We start from the raw sequence: 26,409 nt of genomic DNA, 5'->3' as shown, positions 1-26,409 counted from the left end.
ATGGGCGGCAGAGTAGCACAGGGCGCCCCCGCGCGGCCCGCCGCCGGGGCATCAGACGACGAGGTGGGAAGGCGGTTCCCGGTGCGCAGCGAAAGCCATCACAGGCGAGAAAGCGTTTGCCGGCGCAGGCCGTGGCGGTTGAGCTTGCGGTACAGCGTGTTGCGGCTGATCCCCAGCTGCTGCGCCGTGCGGCTGATGTGCCAGCGCTGCGCTTCGAGCACCTCCAGCAGCGCATTGCGTTCGGCCGCGCCGAGGGTGTCGCCGCCGTCCTCGGCCACGGCGGCCGGCGCGGCAACGGGAGCCGGCGCGCGGCGCAGGTCCGGCGGCAGGTCGGCCATCTGAATGCGGCCGTCGTCGCACAGCGCACAGAGCGTGCGCAGCACGTTGCGCAACTGGCGCACGTTGCCCGGCCAGGGGAAGTCCAGCAGGTGCCGGCGCACGTCGACGTCCAGGCGCACGCTGCGACCCTTGCTCTCCTCGGCCAGCAAATGGTCGAGCAGCGCCCCGCGGTCTTCGCGCTCGCGCAGCGGCGGCAGCGCCACGACCAGGCCGTTGAGGCGGTAGTAGAGGTCTTCGCGGAACTGCCCGGCGGCCACCAGCGCCTCCAGGTCACGGTGGCTGGCGCTGATCAGGCGGATGTCCACATCCTGCGGCTCACCGCCGATGGGCACCACCTGGCGCTCCTCCAGCACACGCAGCAGTCGCGTTTGCAGCGCCAGCGGCATGTCGCCGATCTCGTCGAGGAACAACGTGCCACCGTCGGCCTGCTGCAGCTTGCCGCGCATGCCTTCCTTGCGCGCGCCGGTGAAGCTGCCGCCGCGATAGCCAAACAGCTCGCTTTCGATCAGGGTCTCGGGAATCGCCGCGCAGTTCAGCGCGACGAAGCTCTTGCCGGCGCGCTCGCCACCCAGGTGCACGGCGCGGGCAAAGGCTTCCTTGCCGGTGCCGGTCTCGCCCTGCAGCAGCAGCGGCACGTCGTGGGCGTAGACCTTCAGCGCACGGCGGAAATCATGGGCCAGCTGCGGGTCGTCGATGCACAGCCCCTTCGCCAGCGGTGCGCGCGGCAGCACCGGCGCGGCGGTAATGGGCCGCTTCCCGCGCAACAGCGCATACAGGGTGCGTCCAGCGTGTGTGCGCAACGGCCAACTGGCATTGGGATGCGGGTCGGCGCGGCTGAACAGGTCGTCCAGCCGGCAATCGAAGAACTGCTCCAGCGAGCGGCCGATCAGGCTGTCCCGACGGCTGCCGAGCAGGTTGATGGCGCTCTGGTTCGCCGCACGGATGCGCCCGTCGCCACCGAAGGCCAGCATGCCTTCGCTGAACAGCCCGAGGCCGTCGGGTTGCAGGTGGAAACGCAGCAGCCACTGGTCTTCGAAATGACGCAGGAAGTAGCAGCTTTCGATGGCCTTGGCGGACAGGTTGACCAGCGCCATGGTGTGGAACTGGCTCTGCCGCGACACGTCGCGGCGCGCGGAGGACACATCAAGCACCGCCAGTAGTTCGCCCTGCGGGTCGAATACCGGGCTGGCCGAGCAGGTCAGCCCGGTGTGGCGGCTGCGGAAGTGTTCGTCCTGATGGATGGTCAGCGCCTGGCGCTCCACCAGGCAGGTGCCGATGCCATTGGTGCCTTCGCGGGCTTCGCTCCAGTCGGCGCCGAGCCACAGCCCGGCCTGCTCGAAGGTGCGCCGCTCGGCGGCTTCGCTGACGCAATTGAGGATGACCCCGCGGGAATCGGTGAGCAGCACCGCATGGCCGGCGCCGGAGAGCTGCTGGTGCAGGCTGTTCATCTCGCCGCTGGCGATCTCCAGCACCTGGCGGTGCCGCTCGCGGACTTCGAGCATGCGCGCGTGTTCCAACACGGCCGGCGCCATGGGCTGCGCCGGGTCGAGGTGGTACTGCTCCAGGCAGCGCAGCCAGGAGCGGGCGATCGACGGGTCCGCGCCGGGGGCACCGGCGGGGGCCTTGCCCTCGGCCACGGTCATGACCTGGCGGGCGTGGCGGCTCAAATCGTTGGCGCGCATTCTTGTTGTTCTCCGCTTGGGGGACGGGGAGGCAGCCCCGGGTTCCGGCGACGTCTTGTCAGACAATTCGTCAGAACGCAGGACAGCATCCCCCACGCGCCAGCCCAATGCAACGCCTGGCCGACCGTCAGGTCACGACTGTCACGAATACGGGACAAAGTGTCACGAGACAGTGTGCCAGCGGCGTCACAACGCACTTTCCGGCTCATCGCCGGCAAACCGTCCAGCCCACGCGCGGCGCGCCTTTCACTGGCATGGCCCGGCCCTTGCTCTACGCTTGATCAACGTCCTCCCCAACAAGCACAAGACCCAGGAGATTCGACCATGCGTTATGCCCATCCCGGTAGCGAAGGCGCCATCGTTTCGTTCAAGGCGCGCTACGGCAACTACATCGGCGGCGAATTCGTCCCGCCGGTGAAGGGTCAGTACTTCACCAACACCTCGCCGGTGAATGGCCAGCCCATCGCCGAGTTCCCCCGCTCCACCGCCGAAGACATCGACAAGGCGCTGGACGCTGCCCACGCCGCCGCCGATGCCTGGGGCCGCACCTCGGTGCAGGACCGCTCGCTGGTGCTGCTGAAGATCGCCGACCGCATCGAACAGAACCTGGAACTGCTGGCCGTCACCGAGACCTGGGACAACGGCAAGCCGGTCCGCGAAACCCTCAACGCCGACATCCCGCTGGCTGCCGACCACTTCCGCTACTTCGCCGGCTGCATCCGCGCGCAGGAAGGTAGTGCCGCCGAGATCAACGACAGCACCGTCGCGTACCACATCCACGAGCCGCTGGGCGTCGTCGGGCAGATCATCCCGTGGAACTTCCCGCTGCTGATGGCTGCGTGGAAACTGGCCCCGGCCCTGGCCGCCGGCAACTGCATCGTGCTCAAGCCGGCCGAACAGACCCCGCTGGGCATCTGCGTGCTGATGGAGCTGATCGGCGACCTGCTGCCAAAGGGCGTGCTCAACGTCGTCCAGGGCTTCGGCAAGGAGGCCGGTGAAGCGCTGGCCACCAGCAAGCGCATCGCCAAAATCGCTTTCACCGGCTCCACGCCGGTGGGCTCGCACATCCTCAAGTGCGCCGCCGAGAACATCATTCCGTCGACCGTGGAACTGGGCGGCAAGAGCCCGAACATCTACTTCGAAGACATCATGCAGGCCGAGCCGACCTTCATCGAGAAGGCCGCCGAAGGCCTGGTGCTGGCCTTCTTCAACCAAGGCGAGGTGTGCACCTGCCCGTCCCGCGCACTGGTACAGGAATCCATCTATCCGCAGTTCATGGACGTGGTGATGAAGAAGGTGAAGGCCATCAAGCGTGGCGACCCGCTGGACACCGACACCATGGTTGGCGCCCAGGCCTCGCAACAGCAGTACGAGAAGATCCTCTCCTACCTCGACATCGCCCAGCAGGAAGGCGCGCAGATCCTGGTCGGCGGCTCGGTCGAGAAGCTCGACGGCAACCTGTCCACCGGCTATTACATCCAGCCGACGCTGCTCAAGGGCAGCAACAAGATGCGTGTGTTCCAGGAAGAAATCTTCGGGCCGGTGGTGGGCGTCACCACCTTCAAGGATGAAGCCGAGGCGCTGGCGATCGCCAACGACACCGAATACGGCCTGGGCGCTGGCGTCTGGACCCGCGACATCAACCGCGCCTACCGCATGGGTCGGGGCATCAAGGCCGGCCGCGTGTGGACCAACTGCTACCACCTGTACCCGGCGCACGCCGCCTTCGGCGGCTACAAGAAATCCGGCGTGGGCCGCGAGACCCACAAGATGATGCTCGATCACTACCAGCAGACCAAGAACCTGCTGGTCAGCTACGACATCAACCCGCTGGGCTTCTTCTGAGTTTGCTCTGAGCCACCCGCCCGGCACGAGCCGGGCACCTCCTCACATCGATCCTTGCGCGGCCCTCGGGCCGCGCTTTTTTATGCCTTGGGAAAACTGGCCTCTCATGAAAGCGCGCGCCGGGGCTTCCCCTCTCCCCCGCCCTCTCCCTGAAGGGAGAGGGAGCAGATCGTGCCAGCTGACGATATGGCTTCACCCTGCGCCGAACAGTCCCCTCTCCCTTCAGGGAGAGGGTTAGGGAGAGGGCAGCCTCTCGCGCAGGGCTTCATGTAGCGGACCACACGATGGAAAGACTCAGCTGGCGTCGCTACGCCACTGCCGCGGACTCACGCCGAACCAGCGGCGGAAGGCACGGGAGAAGGCGCTGGTCTCGGAGTACCCCAGCAACGGCGCCAGCTCGGAGATCGGCCGCTGCGGCTGGCGCAGGTAATGCAGCGCCAGCTCGCGACGGGTGTTTTCCACCAGTTGGCTGAAACTCAGCCCGGCCTCGCGCAGGCGCCGTTGCAGGCCGGCAGTGGTGAGCTCCAGTTGCTCGGCGATGAGCTCCAGCGACGGCTCGCCATCAACCAGCGCCAGGCGGATCTGGGTGCCGGCGTCCTCCACCAGATTGGGCGCACCGCCCTGCTCGCCCAGGCGACGGATCACATCCTGCACCAGGAACAGCAGGTTGGCATCGCGCTCGGGCATCTGCCGGCCGTAGAGGTCACGCTTGGGAATCAGCATCGAATTGCAGCCGCGCTGGAACAACACCGGCGCGTCGAACACCCGGCCATGCTCCTGCCAGCCTTCCGGCCGCACGTGTTCGAAGCTCACCGCGCGCGGTGCCCAGTCGGAGCCGAGCACGTGGCGCATCAGGTTCAGCGCCATCCCCAGGGTCAGCTCGGCATCCTGGCGGCGGTCGAGGATCGCGCCGTGGCGCACCTGGTAGTCGAAGCGATAGCACTCGCCGCAATCCACCAGGCGGATCAGGGTGTCGTGCTGGTGATAGGGGAAGGCTGCGGCGAAGTTCTTCAGCGCCTCTTCCAGCGTCTCCGAACAGAGTCCGACGTAGCCCAGCAGACCCAACTCGCGGGGGCGGAACTGCTCGCCGTAGCGCAGCCCGAAATTGTCGCAGCCCGACTGTCGCGCGGCCTCTTCCAGCACCTGGCAGTAATTGGTCAGCGCCAGGCTCAGGGTCGGATGCAGCAGGCGCTCCGGGTCGATGCCGGCACGGCCGAAGACGCGATCGATGTCGCCGCCCTGGTCGCCGATGAAGCGACCCAGGCCGCTGGCCGCGGCAGACAGCACGCCGATGTTGCTGGCCAGGGGCAGGCTCAGTCCGGACGGAGAAAATAGTGGCTGGCTCATGACGGTTACCGATCTTGTTATGAGGCACTTCGAACCGATAAACAAAGCAAATCCCGTGCCTCGCCCAGCATCGGCCCATCAGGCCGGAGAGGGCGCCGCCCGTGGCTTGCAGCTGCCACAACACGAAGCATTCGAACGCGACCGAGCACCAGAACCGAGCACCGCGCGCAGGGTGGGGCAATGGGTAACAACCAGTTGACCCTGCACGGCGAAAGCCGGTTCCAGCGGTCAAGTCTTGCGCGGCAGTGCGCCACTACCATCGGGTCTCAGGTATCCGTCCACGCCCCTGCGGCCCGCCCCTTGCGGCTCACTCCTTGAGAGAAGAGGAATAACAACAATGAGCGCATCACAACTCAAACCGACGCTTGGCACCCTGCACCTCTGGGGGCTCGCCGTGGGCCTGGTGATCTCCGGTGAGTACTTCGGCTGGAGCTACGGCTGGGCCGCCGCAGGCACCCTGGGCTTTCTCGTCACCACGCTGATCGTCGCGGTGATGTACACCTGCTTCATCTTCAGCTACACCGAGCTGACCACCGCCATCCCCCACGCCGGCGGTCCCTTCGCCTACAGCCTGCGGGCATTCGGCAAGACCGGCGGGATGATCGCCGGCATCGCCACCCTGATCGAATTCGTCTTCGCCCCGCCGGCCATCGCCATGGCCATCGGCGCCTACCTCAACGTGCAGTTCCCCGGCCTCGATCCGAAGTGGGCGGCCACCGGCGCCTACGTGATCTTCATGACCCTGAACATCCTCGGCGTGAGCATCGCCGCCACCTTCGAACTGGTGGTGACCGTGCTGGCGGTGGCCGAGCTGCTGGTGTTCATGGGCGTGGTCGCACCGGGCTTCAGCTTCAGCAACTTCGTGCTCAACGGCTGGGCCGGCTCGGACGTGTTCGGCTCCACCGCCATGGCCGGCATCTTCGCCGCGATCCCGTTCGCCATCTGGTTCTTCCTCGCCATCGAGGGTGCGGCCATGGCCGCCGAGGAAGCCAAGGACCCGAAACGCACCATCCCGCGCGCCTACATCGCCGGCATCCTGACCCTGGTCTCGCTGGCCATCGCCGTGATGATCTTCGCCGGCGGTGTCGGCGACTGGCGTGCCCTGTCGAACATCAATGACCCGCTGCCGCAGGCCATGAAAGCCGTGGTGGGCAACAACTCCACCTGGATGCACATGCTGGTGTGGATCGGCCTGTTCGGCCTCGTGGCGAGCTTCCACGGCATCATCCTGGGGTACTCGCGGCAGTTCTTCGCGCTGGCCCGCGCAGGCTTCCTGCCGCGCGGCCTGGCCAAGCTGTCGCGCTTCCAGACGCCGCACCGCGCCATCCTCGCAGGCGGCGCTGTGGGCATCGCGGCCATCTTCAGCGACGGCCTGATCAGCCTGCAGGGCATGACACTGACCGCGGCGATGATCACCATGAGCGTGTTCGGCGCGATCGTCATGTACATCATGAGCATGTTCAGCCTGTTCAAGCTGCGCCGCAGCGAGCCGAACCTGGAGCGCAGCTTCCGTGCGCCGGGGTACCCGGTGGTGCCGGCCATCGCGCTGGTCCTGGCGCTGGTCTGCCTGGCCGCCATGCTCTGGTTCAACAGCGTCATCGCGTCGGTGTTCCTGGTGCTGATGATCGGAGGCTGCTCCTGCTGCAGCATCGTCATCAGCCTGAATCGCGGCACCGATGCCTCGTTCGCCAGCCAGGGCTGAGGAGGAGCGCCATGTCCGGATTCGTCCACAGCGTCGGTGGCCAGACCTGGCGTTTCGACAGCCTGCGCGAGGTGATGGCCAAGGCCAGCCCGGCACGCTCCGGCGACCGCCTTGCCGGAGTTGCCGCCGGCAGCGACGCCGAGCGCGTCGCCGCGCAGATGGCGCTGGCCGACATCCCGCTCAAGCGTTTTCTCGACGAAGCGCTGATCCCCTACGAGAGCGACGAAGTCACCCGGCTGATCATCGACACCCACGACCTCCAGGCCTTCGCGCCGGTCAGCCACCTCACGGTGGGTGGCCTGCGCGACTGGCTGCTCGGCGATGCGGCCGACGAAGCGAGCCTGCGCGCCCTGGCGCCCGGACTGACGCCGGAAATGGCGGCGGCGGTATCGAAGATCATGCGCGTGCAGGATCTGGTGCTGGTCGCGCAGAAAATCCGCGTGGTCACCCGTTTCCGCAACACCCTGGGGCTGCGCGGCCGCATGTCCACGCGGCTGCAACCCAACCATCCCACGGATGACCCGGCCGGCATCGCCGCCAGCGTGCTCGACGGCCTGCTCTACGGCAACGGCGACGCCATGCTCGGCATCAACCCGGCCACTGACAGCCTGCAATCGATCTGCACCCTGCTGGAGATGCTCGACGCGATCATCCAGCGCTACGAAATCCCCACCCAGTCCTGCGTGCTCACCCACGTCACCAGCTCCATCGAGGCGATCAACCGCGGCGCGCCGCTGGACCTGGTGTTCCAGTCCATCGCCGGCACCGAGGCGGCCAACGCCAGCTTCGGCGTGAGCCTGTCGATCCTCCAGGAAGGCTACGAGGCCGGGTTGTCACAGAAGCGCGGGACGCTCGGGGACAACCTCATGTACTTCGAGACCGGCCAGGGCAGCGCGCTGTCGGCCAACGCCCACCACGGCGTCGACCAGCAGACCTGCGAGACCCGCGCCTACGCGGTGGCGCGGCACTTCAAGCCGTTCCTGGTGAACACCGTGGTCGGCTTCATCGGTCCGGAGTACCTGTACAACGGCAAGCAGATCATCCGCGCCGGGCTCGAAGACCACTTCTGCGCCAAGCTGCTCGGCGTGCCCATGGGTTGCGACATCTGCTACACCAACCACGCCGAGGCCGACCAGGACGACATGGACATGCTCCTGACCCTGCTGGGCGTGGCCGGCATCAACTTCATCATGGGCATCCCTGGCTCCGACGACGTGATGCTCAACTACCAGACCACCTCCTTCCACGATGCGCTCTACGCGCGGCAGACGCTGGGCCTTCGGCCGGCGCCGGAGTTCGAGGCGTGGCTTGCGCGCATGGACATCCTCCGCCAGCAGGACGGCCGCGTGCACATGGCCAGCCAGCTTCCCGGCGCCTTCCGCCATGCGCTCGCACAACTGTCCTGAGTTGAGGAGTCTTCGATGAGCGACAGCTTCACCCCCAACCCCTGGCAGGAACTGCGTCGGCTGACCGCCGCGCGCATCGCCCTGGGTCGTGCCGGCACCAGCCTGCCGACCCACGCACAGCTGGACTTCCAGTTCGCCCACGCCCAGGCGCGCGACGCCGTGCACCTGCCTTTCGACCGCGACGGGCTCGCCACGCAACTGGCCGAACGAGGCCGCGACACCCTGCTGCTGCACAGCGCCGCCGCCGACCGCGACACCTACCTGCAACGCCCCGATCTCGGCCGCCGGCTGAATGAAGAATCGGCCGATATTCTGCGCCGCCACGCAGACCGCCATCCCCAGGGCTACGACCTCGCCGTGGTGATCGCCGATGGTCTCTCCTCGTTGGCCGTGCAACGCCACAGCCTGCCCTTCCTCGAGCGTATGGAAGAGCAGGCGCGCAACGAGGGCTGGAGCCTGTCGCCGGTTGCGCTGGTGCAGCAGGGTCGGGTTGCCGTGGCCGACGAAGTCGCCGAACTGCTGCGGGCGAAGATGGTGGTGATCCTGATCGGCGAGCGCCCCGGCCTGTCCTCACCCGACAGCCTGGGCCTGTACTTCACCTGGGCGCCGAAGGTTGGCCTGAATGACGCCTACCGCAACTGCATCTCCAACGTCCGGCTGGAAGGCCTGAGCTACGGCCTCGCTACCCACCGGCTGCTCTACCTGATGCGCGAAGCCTGCCGCCGGCAGCTCTCGGGCGTGAACCTGAAGGACGAGGCGGAGCTTCCGGCACTGGAGGGCGAGAACACCAGCACGCAGGGCAACTTTCTTGTCAGTGGCTGACGCAACGGCGACCGAGCCGACAGCCCGGATCATCCATCGCGTGAGCGCGACCACATGCCGCGCAGCGGGTCGCTGTCTTTAAGAATCGTCTTAAATCGCCGCCACCGTCCGTCACGATAAAAACCACGCCATCAATGACCGTGCCCCGGGCACGAAAGGAAGCGCCAGTACACGGCGCTTCATGTCGATGGCGAGACGATGGATTCACCCAAGACTCAGTTGCACGCCCCAGCCCGCCACCTGCGGGCTCAGCAGGGTTTCACCCTGATCGAAGCGATGGTGACCATCGCGATCCTGGCGATCCTGCTGGGCATCGCGGTGCCCTCCTTCGACATGCTGATCAATCGCAACCGCGCCCAGAGCACCGGCAAGCAACTGGTCGCGGTATTGCAGTACGCCCGCGCCCAGGCGCAGATCGGCCGACAGCCGGTACGGGTGACGCCGCAGAGCAGCGGCGACTGGAGCTCCGCACTGAGCGTCGGACGACTGCGCGGCGGCGACCTGGAGGGCCACCGGGAGATCGAGTTGCGCAGGACCCGTCTCGACGATTCCGGCAAGGTACTCATCACTCAGGAACAGGCCGGCCCGCTGGAGTTCGACGGTAACGGCATCGCCACCGGCAGCGGCAGCTTCCCGCGGGTCTTCACCCTGACGGCCGGCCGCTACTCGAGCAAGGTCTGCCTGCAGCGCGGCGGAGCGGTGGCCCCATGCGACTGACGCATCGATTCCGCCAGGCCCAGCGGGGCTTCTACCTGATCGAAGTCATGGTCGCGGTGATGCTCACCAGCGTCGCCCTGCTCGGCATGCTGGCCCTGCAGAGTCGCAGCATCGCCTACAGCCACGACAGCCAGCAGCGGCAGAACGCCCTGCTGCTCGCCGCCGACCTCGCCCGCAGCATCCAGGCCAACCGCGAGGCACTGGTCAGCAAGGGCAAGCTCAGTACCGACGCGGCCTACCTGGTCCCGGCCGGCACCGGTTTTCCCACCCTTGGCAGCGGCCAGAGTTGCGCCACCAGCGGCCTGGGCAAGGCGGATCGGGCCCACCGCGAGCTGGCCTGCTGGGCCGAGCAACTGCGCCTGAAGCTCAACACCGACGAGGCGCTGATGAGCGACAACACCTTCATCTGCCCCAGCCGCGACGGCAAGACCTGCGACGCCGGTTCGCGCCAGCCGCTGCTGCTGATCCAGCTCGCGTGGCACAGCCGCAATTGCCAGGCCGGCAGCCCGACCACCGCCGACGATGACGACGCGGCCTGCCTCTCCGGCAGCGATAGCGGCGGCATCGAACGCTACCGCCTGAGCATCCAGCCATGACCGCGCATCGCCAGACCGGCCTGTCCCTGATCGAACTCATGGTCGCCATCGCGCTGGGTGTGATGGTGCTGTTTGGGGTACTGCAGATCTACCTGTCAGGCAGTGATCATGCTGCCTTCAACCACGCCCAGCAGCAGAACCAGGCCAACGCCCGCTTCATCCTCGACCTGCTGCAGCGCGAGAGTGGGCAGGCCGGCTACAGCGCCTGGGTACGCCACGCGACCGCTGCCGATGACCAGCAGTACGACTTCGTCATCGACCGCGAGGGCCCCTTCCCTGCCCTGACCGACACAGCCACCGGCTGCACCTTCGGAGCCGGCAAGATCGCCAGCCCGGATGCCGGCGGCCGCGGCCTGTGCCTGCGCTACCAGCGCCCTCAACGCAGCGATGCGCAAGTGCATCAGGACTGCACGGGCGCCGCGCTCTACAGCGATGACGATGCAGGCAACCCGCCGGTACTGGTCAGCCACCTGCGTCTGGTCGACGGCGAGTTGCGGTGCAAGACCAACAACGCCTTGTCCACCGGCGAGGTCGCCCTTGCCAGCGGCATCCACGACCTGATGTTCGCAGTCGGCTCGACCAACCAGCTCCGCGCCGGCCTGGTGCTCACCTCCACCCGCGCACTGCTGCCCGAGAACTGCACCTACCAGGACCCGCTGAACGCCGCGACAACGCAAAGCACCGGTGCGCGCGGCCTGTGCAACGCCTTCACGCAGACGCTCTACCTGAGGAACCAGCCATGAACCGGCAACGTGGCCAGACCCTGCTGATCGCCCTGCTCCTGTTGCTGGCGCTGAGCATCCTGACCCTGGGCAACCTGCGCAGTGGCCTGCTGCTGGACAACAGCCTGGCCGAGTCACGGGACTATCAGGCCGCGCTGGGCGGCGCCGCCTCGGCGATCGGTGAGGCACTCGACCGGACCCGCTACAGCCCGTCGATGGCCGTCGGCGAGGCCGACACCTGCATCAGTACCGCGCAGAACCAGCAAGAGGTGCTGCTCTGCGACAGGCTCTGGCTCGAACCGGAGAACGCCGCCAGCAGCGCACTGCTGACCCGGGCACGCACCTACCGGGGCAACGACCTGGCCACGCCCGACCAACTGGCTGAACTGAGCAGCGCGCCACGCTGGTACGTCGCTGCGCAATGCGAGAGCCGCTCTTCCAGCGGCATGTCCGACTGCCTGGCGGGGAGCGGCACCTTGCTGCTGCAGATGAACGCCCTCTCGACCGGAATCACCGACCAGGCCCTGGTCCGACTTCAGGAGTACGCCCGTGTCCAGCGCTGACTCGTTCCACGCGCCGTTTCGCCTCGCCGCGCTGGCCAGCCTGGCACTGCTGCTCGCCTGCACCGGGGCTCGCGCCGCAACCCCCAGCCAGGCGCCGCTGTTCCTGGTGGAAGGCGTCTCGCCCAACCTGATCGTCACCCTCGACGACTCCGGCAGCATGACCAGCGCCTACACCCCGGATGGCATGAGTTCCTACAGCATCGCCAACCGTTCCACCGCCTACAACCCGATGTACTACAACCCGGACATCACCTACGAAGTGCCGTGGAAGGTCACCTTCAGCGGCGGCCGGATCGTCAGCGAGCGCTACACCACCAGCTTCGACAAGGCCTATTACGACGGTTTCCTCACCAACCAGACCAGCACCGTCGACCTGAACAAGAACACCGGCAACGGCTATAGCCAGAACGCAACCCAGGCGGTCAACAGCACCGACAGTTACCAGCGCTACGCCCATTACTACCAGTTCAATGCGTCCTGCCCGCACGCGCGCAATGTAGCTACCAGCAGCCTCAGCGCCGTGCAGAACTGCGCGGCGGACTCATCGTTCACCAGCGCCAGCGCCTGCACCCGGACCTGCTTCACCCCGCACTGGGTCACCACCGCAGAGGAGAAGCAGAACTACGCCAACTGGTTTTCCTTCTACCGCACCCGCCAGCTTGCCACGCGTACCGCCGCCAACCTGGCGCTGTTCGACCTGCCCGAGCACATCCGGGTGACCTGGCAGGCGCTGAACAGCTGCTACAACACCAACTTCAGCATGAGTTCCACGGCCTGCGGCAACCAGACGCTCGCGGCCTTCGCCGGCCAGCACAAGGCCGACTTCTTCAACTTCACCAGCCGCCTGGCCGCCAGCGGCGGCACACCGCTGGGTACGGCGCAGAACCGGGTCAACACCTACCTGGGCAACACCACCGCCTACAACCCCTATGCCCGTGTGCCGGGCAGCGCCCGCGACGTGAAGACCGAATATGCCTGCCGGCCCAGCTACCACCTGCTGATGACCGATGGCTTCGGCGATGGCTCCGGCGGCAGCAATGCCGACGGCACCGCGCGTACCCTGCCCGACGGTACGGCATTCCCCCTCAAGTCGCCCTACCAGGACAAATGGTCGAACACCCTGGCCGACAACATCTTCCTCGGCTGGGCGACCGATGCCCGCCCCGACCTGGACAACAAGGTGCCGCCGCGTTTTCGCGACGGCAACGACTACTGGAACCCGAAGAACGACCCGGCCACCTGGCAACACGTGGTCACCTACACCGTCGGCCTGGGGCTCGGCCCGACGCTGAAGTACCTGCAATGGGACGGCGACACCTATTCCGGCTCCTATCCGCAGTTGCTCGATGGCACCAGGAGCTGGCCGAACCCCAGCGCCAGCACCAGCCTCGACGGCATGACCGTTACCGCCAACGAAGGCAAGGTGGCTGCGCTCTGGCACGGCGCGCTGAATTCCCGCGGCGAGTTCTTCAGCGCCGACTCCACCACCGAACTGGTCAAGGCCTTCCAGGCGATCGTCAGCAGCATCTCCAGCAACCAACTGGCGGTGGCCGCCGCGGGCGCCAGCTCCACATCCCTGAACACCAATACCCACCTCTACCGCGCCAGCTATCAGCCTACCGACTGGAGCGGCGACATCCTGCAATACCGCCTGGATGCCAACGGCACTGCCCAGGCGAACTCCGCGCTGTCGTTCCGCAATCAGCTCAACCTGCGCACGCCGGACACCCGCAACATCTACACCAACACCGCGCCGGACAGTGCCAGGGGCAGCCTGCAGGCCTTCACCTGGAGCAACCTCGCGGCCGAGCAGCAGCAAATGCTCGACCGCGCACCGGGTACCCAGCGCGAAGACAAGCTGGGAGCAAAGCGCGTCGCCTGGTTGCGCGGTGATCGCAGCGACGAAGGTGACACCTTCCGCGCCCGCAACCACCTGCTGGGCGACATCATCTACTCCTCGCCCGTGGTTGTCGGCGCGCCATCCTCCGTCACCTACTACCTGGAGAAGGCCGCCGGCGCGACCGGCTATGACGCCTTCCGGCAAGCCAACGCCGATCGCGAGAGTCGTCTCTACGTCGGCGCCAACGACGGCATGCTGCACGCCTTCGACGAGACCGGCCGGGAACGCTGGGCCTTCATCCCCGCCGCCGTGTACGGACAGCTCAACTACCTCTCCGACACCAACTACGCCGCACGCTCGGAAGAGGAAAACACCAACAGCCTGCACCGCTTCTACGTCGACGGGAGTGCGGTCACCCGCGATGTGCATTTCGACGGCAGCTGGCACACGGTACTGGTCATGGCGCCCGGACGCGGTGGACGGGGTCTGTTCGCCCTGGACATTACCGACGCCGACGAGCCACGCCTGCTCTGGGAACATGCCGGCAGCGCCAGCAGCGAGAACGGCAAGGACATCGACTTCGGCTACATACTTGACCGACCGGTGATCACGGTCTCGGGCGGCGTTGCCTATGTACTCACTGGCAACGGTTACGACACCGCCAAGGGCTACTCCCTGTCGATCCGCCTGGAAGACGGGCGTATCAGCGCCGCCAGCGAGTCCGCCGCCGGCGACGGCGAGGTGGGCAGCACCGTCGCCTGGACTCGCGCCGCCAGTCCCGGCGAACTCGCTCAGCGCTATTACGGCAGCCTGCAGGGCCAGCTCTACCGGCAGGCCGGCCTCGACGCTGCGTCCAGCCTGCTCGCCAGCATCCCTGCCAGCCGCAGCCAGCCACTGAGCGCTGCCGCCGAGGTCACCCAGCATCCACGCGGCGGACAACTGGTGATCGCCGGCACCGGCAAGTACTTCGAGGGGGGCGACAAGGAAGGCGCGGTCAGCCGCCAGTCCCTTTACGGCTTCTGGGACCAGACCGACTACCTCGCCCACGTCGATGGCGCCGGAGCCCCTGCCCCACTGACCAGACTTGCCGACCTGCAGGCCCAGACGCTGAGCAGGGAAACCGTCACCCACAGTGCCGGCACCAGCGAGGTCCGCCAGCTGAGCAATACCGCCGTGGCCTGGGACAGCAGCGGCAAGCGCGGCGTCGGCATCCGTGGCTGGTACGTCGACCTCGCCGATGGCGAGATGGTCCTCGACCAGCCCTTCATGCTCGGCGACGTGCTGTTCGTCACCGTCGGCCAGCCCAATGCCGATCCCTGCAGCGCGGGCATCACCTACTGGCTACTGGCGGTGAATCCGAAGACCGGTGGCGCACTGGACTTCAACGTGTTCGACCTGGTGGGCGACGGCTCCTTCAGCGAGACCGCCAGCGGCGTGCGCATCGACGGCCCGGTGACCCGCGTCGGCGACAGCCTCTACACGCCGGACGGCAGCCGTCTCCCCGTGCAGCTGTTCAACCCGGTGAACCAGGGCCGCTTCAACTGGCGGATCATGAACTACAACCTGCCCGTGAGTTACCCATGAAAGCCCTGCCCCTGGCACCTGCGCCGCGCCTCACGAAAGCCGGCGGATTCACCCTGGTCGAACTGATGGTGGTGGTTTCCATCCTGGCCCTGCTCGCCGGCATCGCCATTCCCAGCTACCGCCAGTTTGTCCTGCGCGCCAACCGCAGCGAGGCCCAGACCCTGCTGCGCGATGCCGCCGCCCAACAGGAGCGCTACCTCGCGCAATACAGCAAGTACACCGACGATCCCGCGAAGCTGGCATTCACCTACCCGCTCACGGCCGACGGCAAGCGCCTCTCGACGCACCAGCTGTACGAACTGGCCGCCGAGCACCCCGACGGCGACACCCGCCGCTACCGACTGACCGCCCAGCGAAGAGGCGCCCAGCTGCGCGATCCGGACTGTGGCGACTTCACCCTCGACGAGCGCGGCACCCGCGGCGTGAGCGCGGGAAGCGTCGACAGCTGCTGGCGTTGATCAAACGCTCGCTTGGATTGCGCTTTCCACAATTTCTGGTGCAGCATCGGACCGATGGCTATCCGCTGGCATAGCCCCTGCATTGCCATACCAGCCCATTCACCTCCCGCCGAGGCCCGCTTATGCGCATCGTGCAAGCCACGCTCGACCATCTCGACCTGCTCGCGCCGCTGTTCGTCAAATACCGCGAGTTCTACGGCATGCTCCCCTACCCCGAGTCCTCGCGGAAATTTCTCGAGAAGCGCCTGCGCCGCAAGGAATCGGTGATCTACCTGGCGCTGCCGGACGATGACGACAGCAAGCTGCTGGGCTTCTGCCAGCTCTACCCGAGCTACTCCTCGCTGTCGCTCAAGCGCGTGTGGATCCTCAACGACATCTACGTCGCCGAAGAGGCACGCCGCCAGCTGGTCGCCGACCACCTGCTGCAGACCGCCCGGCAGATGGCCCGCGAGACCCAGGCCGTGCGCATGCGCGTGTCCACCAGCGTCAACAACGAAGTGGCGCAGAAGGTCTACGAGTCCATCGGCTTCCGCGAGGACAGCGAGTTCAAGAACTACATCCTGCCGATCAGCGACGACCTGAACTGACGATCGGATTCGAGCTGCAGGCCCGTCCGCTGGCATCGGCGGGCCAGGCGCATTAAAGTGCCACTATCGGAATTGCTGCGGCCTCCGCATGAAGGGATCCCATGCGTATTTCCCTGCTTGTTCTGCGCACCGCCTGTCTTTGCGTCGCCTTCCTGAGCGCCATCGCCCAGGCCCAGACCCTTCGCGTCGCCACCCTGGAATGGGCGCCCTACGTCGGTAGCGACCTGCCAGGCAACGGGCTGGCCAGCCGCATCCTCAGCGAAGCCCTGGCGCTCAACGGCGACAAGGCCGAACTGGTCTTCCTGCCCTGGCAACGGGCCCTCAACGAAACCCGCGAAGGCCATTTCGACGCGCTGATGCCGGCCTACCTGTCGCCGGATCGCAGCCAGGATTTCTACACCTCGATGCCCCTGCTGGACTCCCAGCTCGGTTTCTTCCGCCGCCGCGATCGCGCCCTGCCGATCAACCCCCGCGACCTCGACACTCTGCGCCCTTACCGCATTGGCGTGGTACGCGGCTACGTCAATCAGGTCGGTTTCGATGCGGCCGACTTCCTTAACAAGGACGTGGTCAGCAGTGATTGGCAGAACCTCGAGAAGCTCCTGCGCGGGCGCATCGACCTCGCCGTAGTGGACCGCTACACCGGGTACCAGTTGCTCAACCAGAACGCCCCGGCGCTGCGCGAGCAACTGGAGTTCGTCGATCCGCCGCTGGAGGTCAAGCCGCTCTATGTCCTGGTGCCGAAGAAACGCGCCGAGGGCGAAGCCCTGGCCGCCAGCCTCGATCGAGGCCTGCGCACCCTGCGGCGCAGCGGGCGCCTGCAGCAGCTGATCGCCGAAGCGCGCCTGGAATCGGCCATGAACACCCGCGAAGTCGCCGCGTATCCTCTGGCCGAACAACCATCGGCAACTGATGAGCCACCCGGGTCTGCATCACTCCCCGCGTCGACGCCGGCCCTGCTGAGCTGGCAGGCCAGCCTGCTCTGAAGCGCCGGGCACGTCGCTGCGCCGGGCATTTGTCACAAGGCATTGCCGTGCCCACAGCGACATGATTTTCACGCAGAAGCTGTAATATCCTCCCGCAGGCCTTCGTCGCAGGATTCGACGGAGCGCGCCCCACGGCAGCCCCGACGCGCCCTATAATGCGCGCCCCGGCCGTACACCTCGTTGTCAGACAGGCTTCTCATGGATTTCAACCCGATCGACCTGATTCTCCACCTCGACACCTACCTGTCGCTGGCGGTAGCGAACTATGGCACCTGGATCTACGCCATCCTCTTCCTGGTGATCTTCTGCGAGACCGGCCTGGTGGTGACGCCCTTCCTGCCGGGCGACTCGCTGCTGTTCATCGCCGGCGCCATCTGCGCCACCGGCGGCATGGACCCGTGGATGCTCGGTGGTCTGCTGCTGATCGCGGCGATCAGCGGCGACAGCACCAACTACGTGATAGGTCGAACGCTGGGCAAACGCCTGTTCAGCAACCCGGACTCGAAGATCTTCCGCCGCGACTACCTGGACCAGACCCACGCCTTCTACGAACGCCATGGCGGCAAGACCGTGACCCTGGCGCGCTTCCTGCCCATTGTGCGCACCTTCGCCCCCTTCGTCGCCGGCATGGCCTACATGCCCTACGCGCGCTTCCTGTTCTTCAGCGTCGCCGGCAGCGTCGCCTGGGTCGGCGGCCTGGTCACTCTGGGCTTCTTCTTCGGCAACGTCCCGTTCATCAAGCAAAACCTCTCGGTGATGATCATCGGCATCATCGCCTTCTCGCTGCTGCCCATGGTGATCGGCTTCATCCGCCACAAACTGCGCCCCTCGGCCAAGGCCCAGCCCAACGAGCGCTGATCCGTCCATGTGGTCGTTCAGCGCCTGGCGCCGCCGGCGCTTCCTCGCCCGCCACCCGCTCGACGCGGCATTGTGGGCGCAGGTACGCCGGCACCTGCCGATCCTCGATGGCCTCAGCGAAGAGGAATTGCACCGGCTCGGCGAGCGGTCGCTACTGTTCCTGCGCGACAAGCGCCTCACGCCGCTGCCCGGCATCGAGCTGGACGACTACCGCCGCCTGCTGCTGGCCGTCCAGGCCGAGCTGCCCCTGCTGCACCTGCCGGATCTGAACTGGTACGGCGGCTTTCATGAGCTGGTGCTCTACCCCGATGACTTCGTCAGCCCGCAGAAGCATCGCGACCCGGCGGGCGTCATGCATGAGTTCGACGACGAGCGCGCCGGCGAAACCTCGCTGCAGGGGCCGGTAATCCTCGCCTGGCCCGGCGTGGAAAGCGGCGGAGGCTGGGATGCCTACAACCTGGTGATCCACGAGCTGGCGCACAAACTCGACATGCTCAATGGCGACGCCAACGGCCTGCCACCGCTGCACCGCGACATGCGCGTTACCGACTGGGCCGCTGCCATGCAGGCCGCCTACGACGACATGAACCGCCAGCTCGACCACAACCCGCAGGCGCACACCGCCATCGACCCGTACGCGGCCGAGAATCCTGCGGAGTTCTTCGCCGTCACCAGCGAGTACTTCTTTACCGCGCCCGACCTCCTTCAGGCGGCCTATCCCAAAGTCTATGAACAGCTTTCGCTGTTCTACCGGCAAGATCCGCTCTCGCGCCTGCACCGGCTGCAGGCCGAGCACCCCGAATATCAGGAAACTCGGGCGCACTAGGCGATGTCTGTGGCTTGGACACGGCAATCTGCCTATAATCCGCCGCACTTTTTCGGCCCGACCACTATCTGGAGTCGTCCATGAGCTACAGCAGCATCCCGGCTGGCAAAGACCTGCCGAACGACATTTACGTCGCCATCGAGATCCCGGCCAACCACGCGCCGATCAAGTACGAAATCGACAAGGACACCGACTGCCTGTTCGTCGACCGTTTCATGGCCACCCCGATGTTCTACCCGGCCAACTACGGCTTCATCCCTAACACCCTGGCGGACGACGGTGATCCCCTGGACGTGCTGGTCGTGACCCCGTACCCGGTCGCTCCGGGTTCCGTGATTCGCGCCCGTCCCGTTGGCGTGCTGAACATGAGCGACGAAGCCGGCGGTGACGCCAAGCTGATCGCCGTTCCGCACGACAAGCTGACCGTGCTGTACAAGGACGTGAAGGAATACACCGACCTGCCGGCCCTGCTGCTGGAGCAGATCAAGCACTTCTTCGAGAACTACAAGGATCTCGAGAAGGGCAAATGGGTGAAGGTCGAAGGCTGGGGCGACGCCGCCCAGGCGCACGACTACATCAACAAGGCCGTCGCCGCCTTCCAGGCCAAGTGATGGTCGCGCGGGCCGCCCGCGCCGTGAAAAGCCCCGCCCAGGCGGGGCTTTTTCATGACCGGGATTAGGCTTTTCGTCTCGACTTTGCTACCATCTGCGCCCCCGCACGCAGCTCGCTGCGCTGCCACAGAATCAAGGCGGTCCGCCCTACCAGAAGTAAGGTTGGACCACCCCCTGAAAGCCGGCCACAAGCCGGCTTTTTTAATGCCCACGATGTGCCACCGCGCAGCCCGCGCACTCCCCTGCCAGACCGCTCGCCGGCCAATGCGCCGCAACTAAGAGCCAGGCATAAGATCGGACTATTCCCTCGCCGGTCCGCTGTCATGAAACGCGCCTCGATCATTCTGCTCGCCCTCCTGCTGACCGCCCCCGCGATTGCCGTCGCGCAAGCCGCGAACTGGAAGCTCGCCAAGGACGAGGATGGCGTGCAGGTCTACCTGCGTCAGGTGCCGGGGTCGCGCTACAAGAGCTTCCGTGGCGTAACCCTGGTGAAGGCGGATGTAGCCACCCTCGGCCACCTGCAGGAAAACCTGCGCGTCTCCTGCGCCTGGCTCTACGCCTGCGCACAGATGCGCCTGCTCAAGTACAGCGAAGATGCCATCTGGGTCTACCTCGACACCAAGTTGCCCTGGCCCGCCGAGCCGCGCGACATGGTGCTCAAGGTGAGCACCGAGGAAACCCCGGACGGCGGCATGATCCGCCGCCTGCAGGCCACGCCTGACTACATCCCACCGGTCAAGGACCGCATCCGCGTGCCCAGCGTTTCCGGCACCTGGCGGATGGTGCCCAAAGGCCCGGAGCTCACCGAGGTCACCTACGAAATGCGCGGCGAGCCCGGCGGCAGCGTACCGTCGTGGCTGGCGAACCAGTTCGTTGTGGATGCACCCTTCGAGTCGCTGAGGATGCTCAAGCTGGTGGCGGAGCATCAGGGCGCACGGGACAACGGTGATTAGAAAGACTGCCCGATATTGCGGTGGCCGGTGCTTGTCCAGGCGCCCGCAACCTGACCGAAGATTTGCCCACACCCCCCCTCTCTGCTAGTGTCGGCAAGTTTCCGAATACCCCCGCCGAGATGTCCGCATGGCCCGCAAGAAAGCTTCCCTCGACTTCGAACAGTCCCTCGCCGAGCTGCAAACACTGGTGGAGCGCCTGGAAAGCGGCGAGTTGTCGCTGGAGGATTCGCTGGGTGCCTTCGAGCAGGGCATCCGCCTGACCCGCGACTGCCAGGCAGCGCTGACCCAGGCGGAGCAGAAGGTGCAGATCCTGCTGGAACGCGATGGCGAACTGAGCGAAGCGCCCTTCGATCCGGAAGGCGAAGACGCATGATCTCGGCCTACCAGGCGCGCTGCACGGCGCGTGTCGATGCTGCGCTGGAAAAACTCTTCGTTGCCCCCCGTGAAGAACTCACCCGCATCTACGCCGCCATGCGCTACAGCGTGGTCAACGGCGGCAAGCGCGTGCGTCCGCTGCTGGCCTACGCGGCCTGCGAAGCCCTCGGTGGCGAGGCGGAACGCGCCGATGGCGCGGCCTGCGCGGTGGAGCTGATCCACGCTTACTCCCTGGTGCACGACGACCTGCCCGCCATGGACGACGACGACCTGCGCCGCGGCCAGCCGACCACCCACATCGCTTTCGACGAAGCCTGCGCGATTCTCGCCGGCGACGGCCTGCAGGCGCTGGCATTCGAGGTGATCGGTAACGCACAGCTCAATCCGCAGGATGCCCAGACCCGTCTGGACATGCTGCTGGCCCTGACCCGCGCCGCCGGTTCCGCCGGCATGGTTGGCGGGCAGGCCATCGACCTGGAGTCCGTGGGCCGCAAGATCGATCAGGCAGCGCTGGAAACCATGCACCGGCACAAGACCGGCGCGCTGATCGAAGCCAGCGTGCAGCTGGGCGCCCTGGCCAGCGGCCACGCCACGGCCGAGGCGCTGGACGCCCTGCGCCGCTATGCCGAGGCCGTGGGCCTGGCGTTCCAGGTGCAGGACGACATCCTCGACGTGGAAAGCGACACCGCGACCCTCGGCAAGACCCAGGGCAAGGACCAGGCGCACGACAAGCCGACCTATCCCGCCCTGCTCGGTCTCGACGCCGCCAAGGCCTACGCCCTGGCCCTGCGCGATCAGGCGCTGGCCGCGCTGGAAGGTTTCGGCGACAACGCCGAGCCGCTGCGCGCCCTCGCCCGCTATATCGTCGACCGCCGCAACTGATCCCTCGGCACGCGCATTGCGCGTGCAACTCCGCTGATCCACGATTGCGATGACCGCTGGCCGGTGCTTCACTGCATCGCCGGGATTTCGTATACCATATCCTACACCAGCCACCTGACCGGACTGCATCGTGCCGCTACGCAACGCCCCCAACCTGGGAATCGTTCCCTCCGCCTCGGAGACCATCGCCAAGCATCTGCGCGAGGCGATCATCTCCGGCCAAATGGCGGAACACGAGCCGATCCGCCAGGACGACATCGCGCAGATCTTCAACGTCAGCAAGATCCCCGTGCGCGAGGCGCTCAAGCGCCTGGAGGCCGAGGGTCTGGTGGAGTTCCAGCGCAACAAGGGCGCGCTGGTGACGAAGATTTCCGAGCCGGAACTGGCGCAGATGTTCGAGGTGCGTGTCGTCCTAGAAGCCCAGGCGATCCGCCTCGCAGTACCCAACATGACCGCCGAGACGTTCGCGCGCGCCGAGCGCATCTGTGCCGAGTTCGTCGGCGAGGACGATGTCGGCCGCTGGGCGGAACTGAACTGGGAACTGCATGCCTGCCTCTATGAGCCGGCGCAGCGTCCCTACCTGGTCGGCCTGATCCGCTCGATCCACGACAAGCTGGAGCGCTACCTGCGCATGCAGATGAGCCTGTCCTCCGGCAAGGAACGCGCCGACCACGAACACCACGACATCCTCGACGCCTGCCGCGCCGGCGATGGCGAACTGGCGGCGCGCCTGCTGGAAGAGCACATCAACGGCGTTTGCCGCACGCTCTACGAGCACCTGCCGAATCGGCCGACACCGAGTTGAGCTTGGGGTCTGTTGATACTTTGTCACGGCCGCGACGGCACTGCATTTTGCGCAGGGTAGGGGTTAAAGGAAGTCAGTGCCGCCAGAGTGGAGTGAAGCGTTGCGCAAAATACAGAGCCATCCGTTTGGCTTGCACGGCAAATCGCGCCAGGCGTCGTTGCGGGACTAGACAAGGGGCGGCCATTGCCGTCGTCCCGCGTTTAGCCTGACGCGATTTGGCGCAGCAACGCGGCTCGCGCCAAAGCATCCACAGACCCCACCCCGCTGTGCCGATTTCATCATCGGCCCGGCGGAAAACCCTCAAGCTCCAATTCCCGCTCCGCGCCACCCTAGGGTCAATCACAAGACCACCTCAGGGGGCAGCATGAAACGCATCCAGGTTCTCGATTCCCACACCGGCGGCGAACCCACTCGCCTGGTGCTCGAAGGCTTCCCCGATCTGGGCAACGGCAGCATGGCCGAACGCCGCGCGCTACTGGCCGGGGAGCACGACAGCTGGCGCGCCGCGACCGTGCTGGAGCCGCGCGGTAGCGATGTGCTGGTCGGCGCGCTGCTCTGCGAGCCGGTCGACCCGAGTGCCTGTGCCGGGGTGATCTTCTTCAACAACACCGGCTACCTGGGCATGTGCGGCCACGGCACCATCGGCCTGGTGGTCTCGCTGGCGCACCTGGGGCGCATCGGCCCCGGCACGCACACGATCGAAACGCCGGTGGGCACTGTCGAAGCGACCCTGCACGACGACCGCTCGGTCAGCGTGCGCAACGTCCCCGCCTACCGCTACCGCAAGCAGGTGCCGGTGCAAGTGCCGGGCCATGGGCTGGTGCACGGCGACATTGCCTGGGGTGGCAACTGGTTCTTCCTGATTGCCGATCACGGCCTGCGCGTCGCCGGCGACAACCTCGACGAGCTGACCGCCTATACCGTCGCCGTGCAGAAGGCGCTGGAAGACCAGGGCATCCGTGGCGAGGACGGCGGGCTGATCGACCACATCGAACTGTTCGCCGACGATCCCGACGCGGACAGCCGCAACTACGTGCTCTGCCCCGGCAAGGCCTACGACCGCTCGCCCTGCGGCACCGGTACCAGCGCCAAGCTGGCGTGCCTGGCCGCCGACGGCAAGCTCGCCGCCGGCGCCGCCTGGCGCCAGGCCAGCGTGATCGGCAGCCAGTTCGAGGGCCGCTTCGAGTGGCTCGGCGAACCGTCCGAAGGGCGCATCATCCCGACCATCCGCGGCCGCGCCCACATCAGTGCCGAAGCTACCCTGTTGCTGGAAGAGGACGACCCGTTCGCCTGGGGCATCCGTTCGTGAGCGACGCAGACATCATCGTCATCGGCGCCGGCATCGTCGGTGCCGCCTGCGCCCACGCCCTCGCCCGCCGCGGGCTGGACGTGCTGGTGCTGGACGCGCGCCTGCCCGGCGCCACCGCCGTCGGCATGGGCCACCTGCTGGTGCTCGACGACAATGCCGCCGAACTGGCGCTGAGCAACTACTCGCTGCAGCGCTGGCGCGAGTGGGGCCACGACATGCCCGCCGAGTGCGCCTACCGCAGCAACGGCACGATGTGGCTGGCCGCCAATGACGAAGAGATGGCCGAAGCCGAACGCAAGTTCGCCGTCCTGCGCGAGCATGGCGTCGCCGCCAGACTGCTGAACAGCACCGAGTTGCAGCAGGAAGAGCCCGAGTTGCGCGGCGACCTGCACGGCGGGCTGGAGATCACCGGCGACGGCATTCTCTACGCGCCGCGCGCCGCCGCCTGGCTGCTGGTGTCGGCACTCAAGCCGATCCGCCAGCGCCAGGCCAGGGTGGTGGAGATCGACGAACCCCGCGTGCGTCTCGACAACGGCCAGTGGCTGAGCGCCAAGGCCGTGGTGCTGGCCAACGGCATCCAGGCCGGCGAGCTGTGTCCCGGCCTGCCCATCGAGCCGAAGAAGGGCCACCTGCTGATCACCGACCGCTATCCCGGCAAGGTGCGCCGCACCCTGGTCGAGCTGGGCTACGTGACCAGCGCGCACAACCCCAGCGGCCCGTCGGTGGCCTGCAACATCCAGCCGCGCCCCACCGGCCAGTTGTTCATCGGCGCCTCGCGGCAGTTCGGCACCACCGATCCGCAGGTGGAAGGCTGGATGCTGGCGAAGATGCTGCGCCGCGCCGTGGACTACATGCCGGGGCTCGCCAACCTCAACGTGATCCGCAGCTGGGCTGGCTTCCGCGCGGCCAGCCCGGACGGCATGCCGCTGGTGGGTGAACACCCGCAACGCCCTGGCCTGTGGCTGGCGGTCGGCCACGAAGGCCTGGGCGTGACCACCGCGCCCGGCACCGCCGACCTGCTCGCCGCGCAGCTGTGCGATGAGCCGCTGCCGCTACCGGCCGCCCCCTACTCCCCGCGCCGCTTCCTCGGAGCCAATGCCCATGCCTGAGCTGATCCTCGACGGTCGCCCGCTGCGGGTCGCCGCCGGCACCACGGTCGCTGCCGCGCTCGCCCTGGGCGGCGACGGCACCACGCGCACCTCGGTCAGCGGCGAGCGCCGCGCGCCGCTGTGCGGCATGGGCGTCTGCCAGGAATGCCGGGTGAACATCGACGGCCAGCGCCGCCTGGCCTGCCAGACCCTGTGCCGCGACGGCATGCAGGTGGAGACCCGTCCATGAGCGCTGCAGCCGACATCGTCATCATCGGCGCGGGTCCGGCCGGGCTGTCCGCCGCCCTCGCTGCCGCGCCCAGCGGCGCGAGCATCGTCATCCTCGACGACAACCCGCTGCCTGGCGGGCAGATCTGGCGCGACGGCCCCAACGCGCACCTGCCGAATGCCGCCCTCGAACTGCGCGAACAAGCCACCGCCTGCGCCACTATCACGATTCACAACGGCACCCGCGTGGTCGCCCTGGCCGGCGAACGCGGCCTGCTGCTGGAAGACGCCGAACGCGGCTGGCGCCTGGATTACCGCAAGCTGATCCTCTGCACCGGCGCCCGCGAGCTGCTGCTGCCCTTCCCCGGCTGGACGCTGCCCGGCGTCACCGGCGCGGGCGGCCTGCAGGCCCTGGTCAAGGGCGGCATGCCGGTGGATGGACAACGCGTGGTGATCGCCGGCAGCGGCCCGCTGCTGCTCGCCAGCGCCGCCACGGCCCGCGCCAACGGCGCGAATATCCTGCGCATCGCCGAACAGGCCTCGTGGCCCGCGCTAGCGCGTTTCGCCATGAAGCTGCCGCGCTGGCCGCACAAGCTGTTGCAGTCCTTCGGTCTGTACGACCCGGCCTACCGTGCCGACAGCCATGTGGTCGCCGCGCTGGGTAGCGATCACCTGGAAGGCGTACGTATCAACCAGGGCGGCAAGCTGAAGGAAATCGCCTGCGATCGCCTGGCCTGCGGCTTCGGCCTGATCCCCAATGTGCAGCTCGGCCAGGCGCTGGGCTGCGCAATGGACGACGGTGCAATCCGTGTCGATGCCTGGCAGGCGAGCAGTCGTGACGGTGTCTATGCAGCGGGCGAATGCACCGGCTTCGGCGGCTCGGAAAAAGCCCTGGTGGAAGGTCGCATCGCCGGTCTCGCCGCTGTCGGTGAACACGAGCGCGCGCGCGAGTTCTGGTCGCAGCGCCAGCGCTGGCAGGGCTTCGCCGGCGCCCTGAAGCGCGACTTCGCCCTCGATCCGCGACTGAACCAACTGGCACAGCCGGACACCCTCGTCTGCCGCTGCGAAGACGTGCCCTACGCAGCACTGGCCGGCAAACCGGACTGGACCGCCGCCAAGCTCGCCAGCCGCTGCGGCATGGGCGCCTGCCAGGGCCGCGTGTGCGGCGCGGCGGCGAAGCAGCTGTTCGGCTGGCAACCGCCGGCGCCGCGCCCGCCCTTCAGCCCGGCGCGGGTGGAAACCCTGCTGCAGCTCGCCGACGACTGAAGGGACCCGCGA

The 26,409-nt window shown here is 67.0% G+C and carries 25 protein-coding genes; 23 read left to right on the top strand and 2 right to left on the bottom strand.

The window, feature by feature from the left end; genetic code table 11:
- Positions 1–98: 98 nt before the first annotated feature.
- A complete protein-coding gene (locus tag AC1ZV1_RS04385) occupies positions 99–2,021 on the bottom strand; it encodes a sigma-54-dependent Fis family transcriptional regulator (protein WP_484295668.1) in 1,923 nt (640 codons plus the stop codon).
- Positions 2,022–2,345: 324 nt separating this feature from the next.
- Here AC1ZV1_RS04385 and exaC point away from each other — a divergent pair, with 324 nt between their 5' ends.
- Complete coding sequence (gene exaC / locus AC1ZV1_RS04380; protein ID WP_045217053.1) at positions 2,346–3,866, top strand: acetaldehyde dehydrogenase ExaC; 1,521 nt, start codon at positions 2,346–2,348, stop codon at positions 3,864–3,866.
- Positions 3,867–4,160: 294 nt separating this feature from the next.
- Here the strand turns inward: exaC and qhpR are convergent, their stop codons facing one another.
- On the bottom strand, positions 4,161–5,213 hold the full coding sequence (gene qhpR, locus AC1ZV1_RS04375; RefSeq protein WP_484295667.1) for an AraC-like transcriptional regulator QhpR: 1,053 nt from the start codon (positions 5,211–5,213) through the stop codon (positions 4,161–4,163).
- Between the two features lie 337 nt (positions 5,214–5,550).
- On the opposite strand from qhpR, the gene eat reads away from it, so the two are divergent.
- The 22 genes from eat to AC1ZV1_RS04265 all read left to right on the top strand — a co-directional run bounded on the left by eat (position 5,551) and on the right by AC1ZV1_RS04265 (position 26,397).
- Positions 5,551–6,915, top strand: a complete 1,365-nt coding sequence (eat, locus tag AC1ZV1_RS04370; protein WP_484295666.1) for an ethanolamine permease — start codon at positions 5,551–5,553, stop codon at positions 6,913–6,915.
- An 11-nt stretch (positions 6,916–6,926) separates the two neighbouring features.
- Entirely contained in the window at positions 6,927–8,321 is a 1,395-nt protein-coding gene (locus AC1ZV1_RS04365; protein ID WP_484295665.1) for an ethanolamine ammonia-lyase subunit EutB, read from the top strand.
- 15 nt (positions 8,322–8,336) lie between these two features.
- Complete coding sequence (gene eutC, locus AC1ZV1_RS04360) at positions 8,337–9,143, top strand: ethanolamine ammonia-lyase subunit EutC (RefSeq protein ID WP_484295664.1); 807 nt, start codon at positions 8,337–8,339, stop codon at positions 9,141–9,143.
- Between the two features lie 198 nt (positions 9,144–9,341).
- Complete coding sequence (locus AC1ZV1_RS04355; RefSeq protein WP_484295663.1) at positions 9,342–9,860, top strand: GspH/FimT family pseudopilin; 519 nt, start codon at positions 9,342–9,344, stop codon at positions 9,858–9,860.
- Positions 9,851–10,456: a type IV pilus modification protein PilV gene (gene pilV / locus AC1ZV1_RS04350; RefSeq protein WP_484295662.1), complete on the top strand. Its 606-nt coding sequence runs from the start codon at positions 9,851–9,853 to the stop codon at positions 10,454–10,456. Before AC1ZV1_RS04355 ends, pilV begins: the two co-directional genes overlap by 10 nt.
- Complete coding sequence (locus tag AC1ZV1_RS04345; RefSeq protein ID WP_484295661.1) at positions 10,453–11,199, top strand: PilW family protein; 747 nt, start codon at positions 10,453–10,455, stop codon at positions 11,197–11,199. Before pilV ends, AC1ZV1_RS04345 begins: the two co-directional genes overlap by 4 nt.
- Complete coding sequence (locus AC1ZV1_RS04340; RefSeq protein WP_484295660.1) at positions 11,196–11,741, top strand: hypothetical protein; 546 nt, start codon at positions 11,196–11,198, stop codon at positions 11,739–11,741. The genes AC1ZV1_RS04345 and AC1ZV1_RS04340 overlap by 4 nt, the downstream gene beginning before the upstream one ends.
- Positions 11,728–15,165: a pilus assembly protein gene (locus tag AC1ZV1_RS04335; protein WP_484295659.1), complete on the top strand. Its 3,438-nt coding sequence runs from the start codon at positions 11,728–11,730 to the stop codon at positions 15,163–15,165. Before AC1ZV1_RS04340 ends, AC1ZV1_RS04335 begins: the two co-directional genes overlap by 14 nt.
- Positions 15,162–15,623, top strand: a complete 462-nt coding sequence (locus AC1ZV1_RS04330; RefSeq protein WP_484295658.1) for a type IV pilin protein — start codon at positions 15,162–15,164, stop codon at positions 15,621–15,623. Before AC1ZV1_RS04335 ends, AC1ZV1_RS04330 begins: the two co-directional genes overlap by 4 nt.
- 122 nt (positions 15,624–15,745) lie before the next feature.
- Positions 15,746–16,210: a GNAT family N-acetyltransferase gene (locus AC1ZV1_RS04325; protein WP_081517245.1), complete on the top strand. Its 465-nt coding sequence runs from the start codon at positions 15,746–15,748 to the stop codon at positions 16,208–16,210.
- Between the two features lie 101 nt (positions 16,211–16,311).
- Positions 16,312–17,196, top strand: a complete 885-nt coding sequence (locus AC1ZV1_RS04320) for a substrate-binding periplasmic protein (RefSeq protein ID WP_484295657.1) — start codon at positions 16,312–16,314, stop codon at positions 17,194–17,196.
- A 198-nt stretch (positions 17,197–17,394) separates the two neighbouring features.
- Positions 17,395–18,054 carry a DedA family protein gene (locus tag AC1ZV1_RS04315; protein WP_484295656.1) on the top strand — a complete coding sequence of 220 codons (660 nt, stop codon included), beginning with the start codon at positions 17,395–17,397 and terminating at the stop codon, positions 18,052–18,054.
- Positions 18,055–18,061: 7 nt separating this feature from the next.
- Complete coding sequence (locus tag AC1ZV1_RS04310; protein ID WP_484295655.1) at positions 18,062–18,880, top strand: M90 family metallopeptidase; 819 nt, start codon at positions 18,062–18,064, stop codon at positions 18,878–18,880.
- 80 nt (positions 18,881–18,960) lie between these two features.
- Complete coding sequence (ppa, locus tag AC1ZV1_RS04305) at positions 18,961–19,491, top strand: inorganic diphosphatase (RefSeq protein ID WP_484295654.1); 531 nt, start codon at positions 18,961–18,963, stop codon at positions 19,489–19,491.
- Between the two features lie 323 nt (positions 19,492–19,814).
- Positions 19,815–20,444, top strand: coding sequence for an START domain-containing protein (locus AC1ZV1_RS04300; RefSeq protein WP_484295653.1), 630 nt, complete (start codon positions 19,815–19,817; stop codon positions 20,442–20,444).
- 127 nt (positions 20,445–20,571) lie between these two features.
- On the top strand, positions 20,572–20,817 hold the full coding sequence (locus tag AC1ZV1_RS04295; RefSeq protein WP_024764669.1) for an exodeoxyribonuclease VII small subunit: 246 nt from the start codon (positions 20,572–20,574) through the stop codon (positions 20,815–20,817).
- Complete coding sequence (ispA, locus tag AC1ZV1_RS04290) at positions 20,814–21,701, top strand: (2E,6E)-farnesyl diphosphate synthase (RefSeq protein ID WP_484295652.1); 888 nt, start codon at positions 20,814–20,816, stop codon at positions 21,699–21,701. Before AC1ZV1_RS04295 ends, ispA begins: the two co-directional genes overlap by 4 nt.
- Before the next feature lie 130 nt (positions 21,702–21,831).
- Positions 21,832–22,506 carry a GntR family transcriptional regulator gene (locus AC1ZV1_RS04285; RefSeq protein ID WP_169942045.1) on the top strand — a complete coding sequence of 225 codons (675 nt, stop codon included), beginning with the start codon at positions 21,832–21,834 and terminating at the stop codon, positions 22,504–22,506.
- 364 nt (positions 22,507–22,870) lie between these two features.
- Entirely contained in the window at positions 22,871–23,815 is a 945-nt protein-coding gene (locus AC1ZV1_RS04280; protein WP_484295651.1) for a 4-hydroxyproline epimerase, read from the top strand.
- The gene (locus tag AC1ZV1_RS04275; protein WP_484295650.1) at positions 23,812–24,924 is read left to right on the top strand and encodes an NAD(P)/FAD-dependent oxidoreductase; all 1,113 of its coding nucleotides are present in this window, start codon (positions 23,812–23,814) and stop codon (positions 24,922–24,924) included. The genes AC1ZV1_RS04280 and AC1ZV1_RS04275 overlap by 4 nt, the downstream gene beginning before the upstream one ends.
- Positions 24,917–25,153: a 2Fe-2S iron-sulfur cluster-binding protein gene (locus tag AC1ZV1_RS04270; RefSeq protein ID WP_484295649.1), complete on the top strand. Its 237-nt coding sequence runs from the start codon at positions 24,917–24,919 to the stop codon at positions 25,151–25,153. Before AC1ZV1_RS04275 ends, AC1ZV1_RS04270 begins: the two co-directional genes overlap by 8 nt.
- Entirely contained in the window at positions 25,150–26,397 is a 1,248-nt protein-coding gene (locus AC1ZV1_RS04265) for an FAD-dependent oxidoreductase (RefSeq protein ID WP_484295648.1), read from the top strand. The genes AC1ZV1_RS04270 and AC1ZV1_RS04265 overlap by 4 nt, the downstream gene beginning before the upstream one ends.
- Positions 26,398–26,409 lie beyond the last annotated feature (12 nt).

This window comes from Pseudomonas sp. BB438 (assembly GCF_057180225.1).
The sequence above is the reverse complement of the archived record's forward strand: the minus strand, read 5'-3'. Positions and strand labels throughout refer to the sequence as shown.

Excerpts from the sequence above, each read along its gene's own strand:
- exaC (WP_045217053.1), top strand. The coding sequence starts at position 2,346 with ATGCGTTATGCCCATCCCGGTAGCGAAGGCGCCATCGTTTCGTTCAAG.
- eutC (WP_484295664.1), top strand. The coding sequence starts at position 8,337 with ATGAGCGACAGCTTCACCCCCAACCCCTGGCAGGAACTGCGTCGGCTG.
- AC1ZV1_RS04325 (WP_081517245.1), top strand. The coding sequence starts at position 15,746 with ATGCGCATCGTGCAAGCCACGCTCGACCATCTCGACCTGCTCGCGCCG.
- AC1ZV1_RS04320 (WP_484295657.1), top strand. The coding sequence starts at position 16,312 with ATGCGTATTTCCCTGCTTGTTCTGCGCACCGCCTGTCTTTGCGTCGCC.
- AC1ZV1_RS04355 (WP_484295663.1), top strand. The coding sequence starts at position 9,342 with ATGGATTCACCCAAGACTCAGTTGCACGCCCCAGCCCGCCACCTGCGG.
- AC1ZV1_RS04365 (WP_484295665.1), top strand. The coding sequence starts at position 6,927 with ATGTCCGGATTCGTCCACAGCGTCGGTGGCCAGACCTGGCGTTTCGAC.
- AC1ZV1_RS04385 (WP_484295668.1), bottom strand. The coding sequence starts at position 2,021 with ATGCGCGCCAACGATTTGAGCCGCCACGCCCGCCAGGTCATGACCGTG.
- AC1ZV1_RS04315 (WP_484295656.1), top strand. The coding sequence starts at position 17,395 with ATGGATTTCAACCCGATCGACCTGATTCTCCACCTCGACACCTACCTG.
- AC1ZV1_RS04330 (WP_484295658.1), top strand. The coding sequence starts at position 15,162 with ATGAAAGCCCTGCCCCTGGCACCTGCGCCGCGCCTCACGAAAGCCGGC.
- AC1ZV1_RS04265 (WP_484295648.1), top strand. The coding sequence starts at position 25,150 with ATGAGCGCTGCAGCCGACATCGTCATCATCGGCGCGGGTCCGGCCGGG.
- AC1ZV1_RS04270 (WP_484295649.1), top strand. The coding sequence starts at position 24,917 with ATGCCTGAGCTGATCCTCGACGGTCGCCCGCTGCGGGTCGCCGCCGGC.
- pilV (WP_484295662.1), top strand. The coding sequence starts at position 9,851 with ATGCGACTGACGCATCGATTCCGCCAGGCCCAGCGGGGCTTCTACCTG.
- qhpR (WP_484295667.1), bottom strand. The coding sequence starts at position 5,213 with ATGAGCCAGCCACTATTTTCTCCGTCCGGACTGAGCCTGCCCCTGGCC.
- AC1ZV1_RS04300 (WP_484295653.1), top strand. The coding sequence starts at position 19,815 with ATGAAACGCGCCTCGATCATTCTGCTCGCCCTCCTGCTGACCGCCCCC.
- eat (WP_484295666.1), top strand. The coding sequence starts at position 5,551 with ATGAGCGCATCACAACTCAAACCGACGCTTGGCACCCTGCACCTCTGG.
- AC1ZV1_RS04280 (WP_484295651.1), top strand. The coding sequence starts at position 22,871 with ATGAAACGCATCCAGGTTCTCGATTCCCACACCGGCGGCGAACCCACT.
- AC1ZV1_RS04295 (WP_024764669.1), top strand. The coding sequence starts at position 20,572 with ATGGCCCGCAAGAAAGCTTCCCTCGACTTCGAACAGTCCCTCGCCGAG.
- AC1ZV1_RS04345 (WP_484295661.1), top strand. The coding sequence starts at position 10,453 with ATGACCGCGCATCGCCAGACCGGCCTGTCCCTGATCGAACTCATGGTC.
- AC1ZV1_RS04340 (WP_484295660.1), top strand. The coding sequence starts at position 11,196 with ATGAACCGGCAACGTGGCCAGACCCTGCTGATCGCCCTGCTCCTGTTG.
- ispA (WP_484295652.1), top strand. The coding sequence starts at position 20,814 with ATGATCTCGGCCTACCAGGCGCGCTGCACGGCGCGTGTCGATGCTGCG.
- AC1ZV1_RS04310 (WP_484295655.1), top strand. The coding sequence starts at position 18,062 with ATGTGGTCGTTCAGCGCCTGGCGCCGCCGGCGCTTCCTCGCCCGCCAC.
- ppa (WP_484295654.1), top strand. The coding sequence starts at position 18,961 with ATGAGCTACAGCAGCATCCCGGCTGGCAAAGACCTGCCGAACGACATT.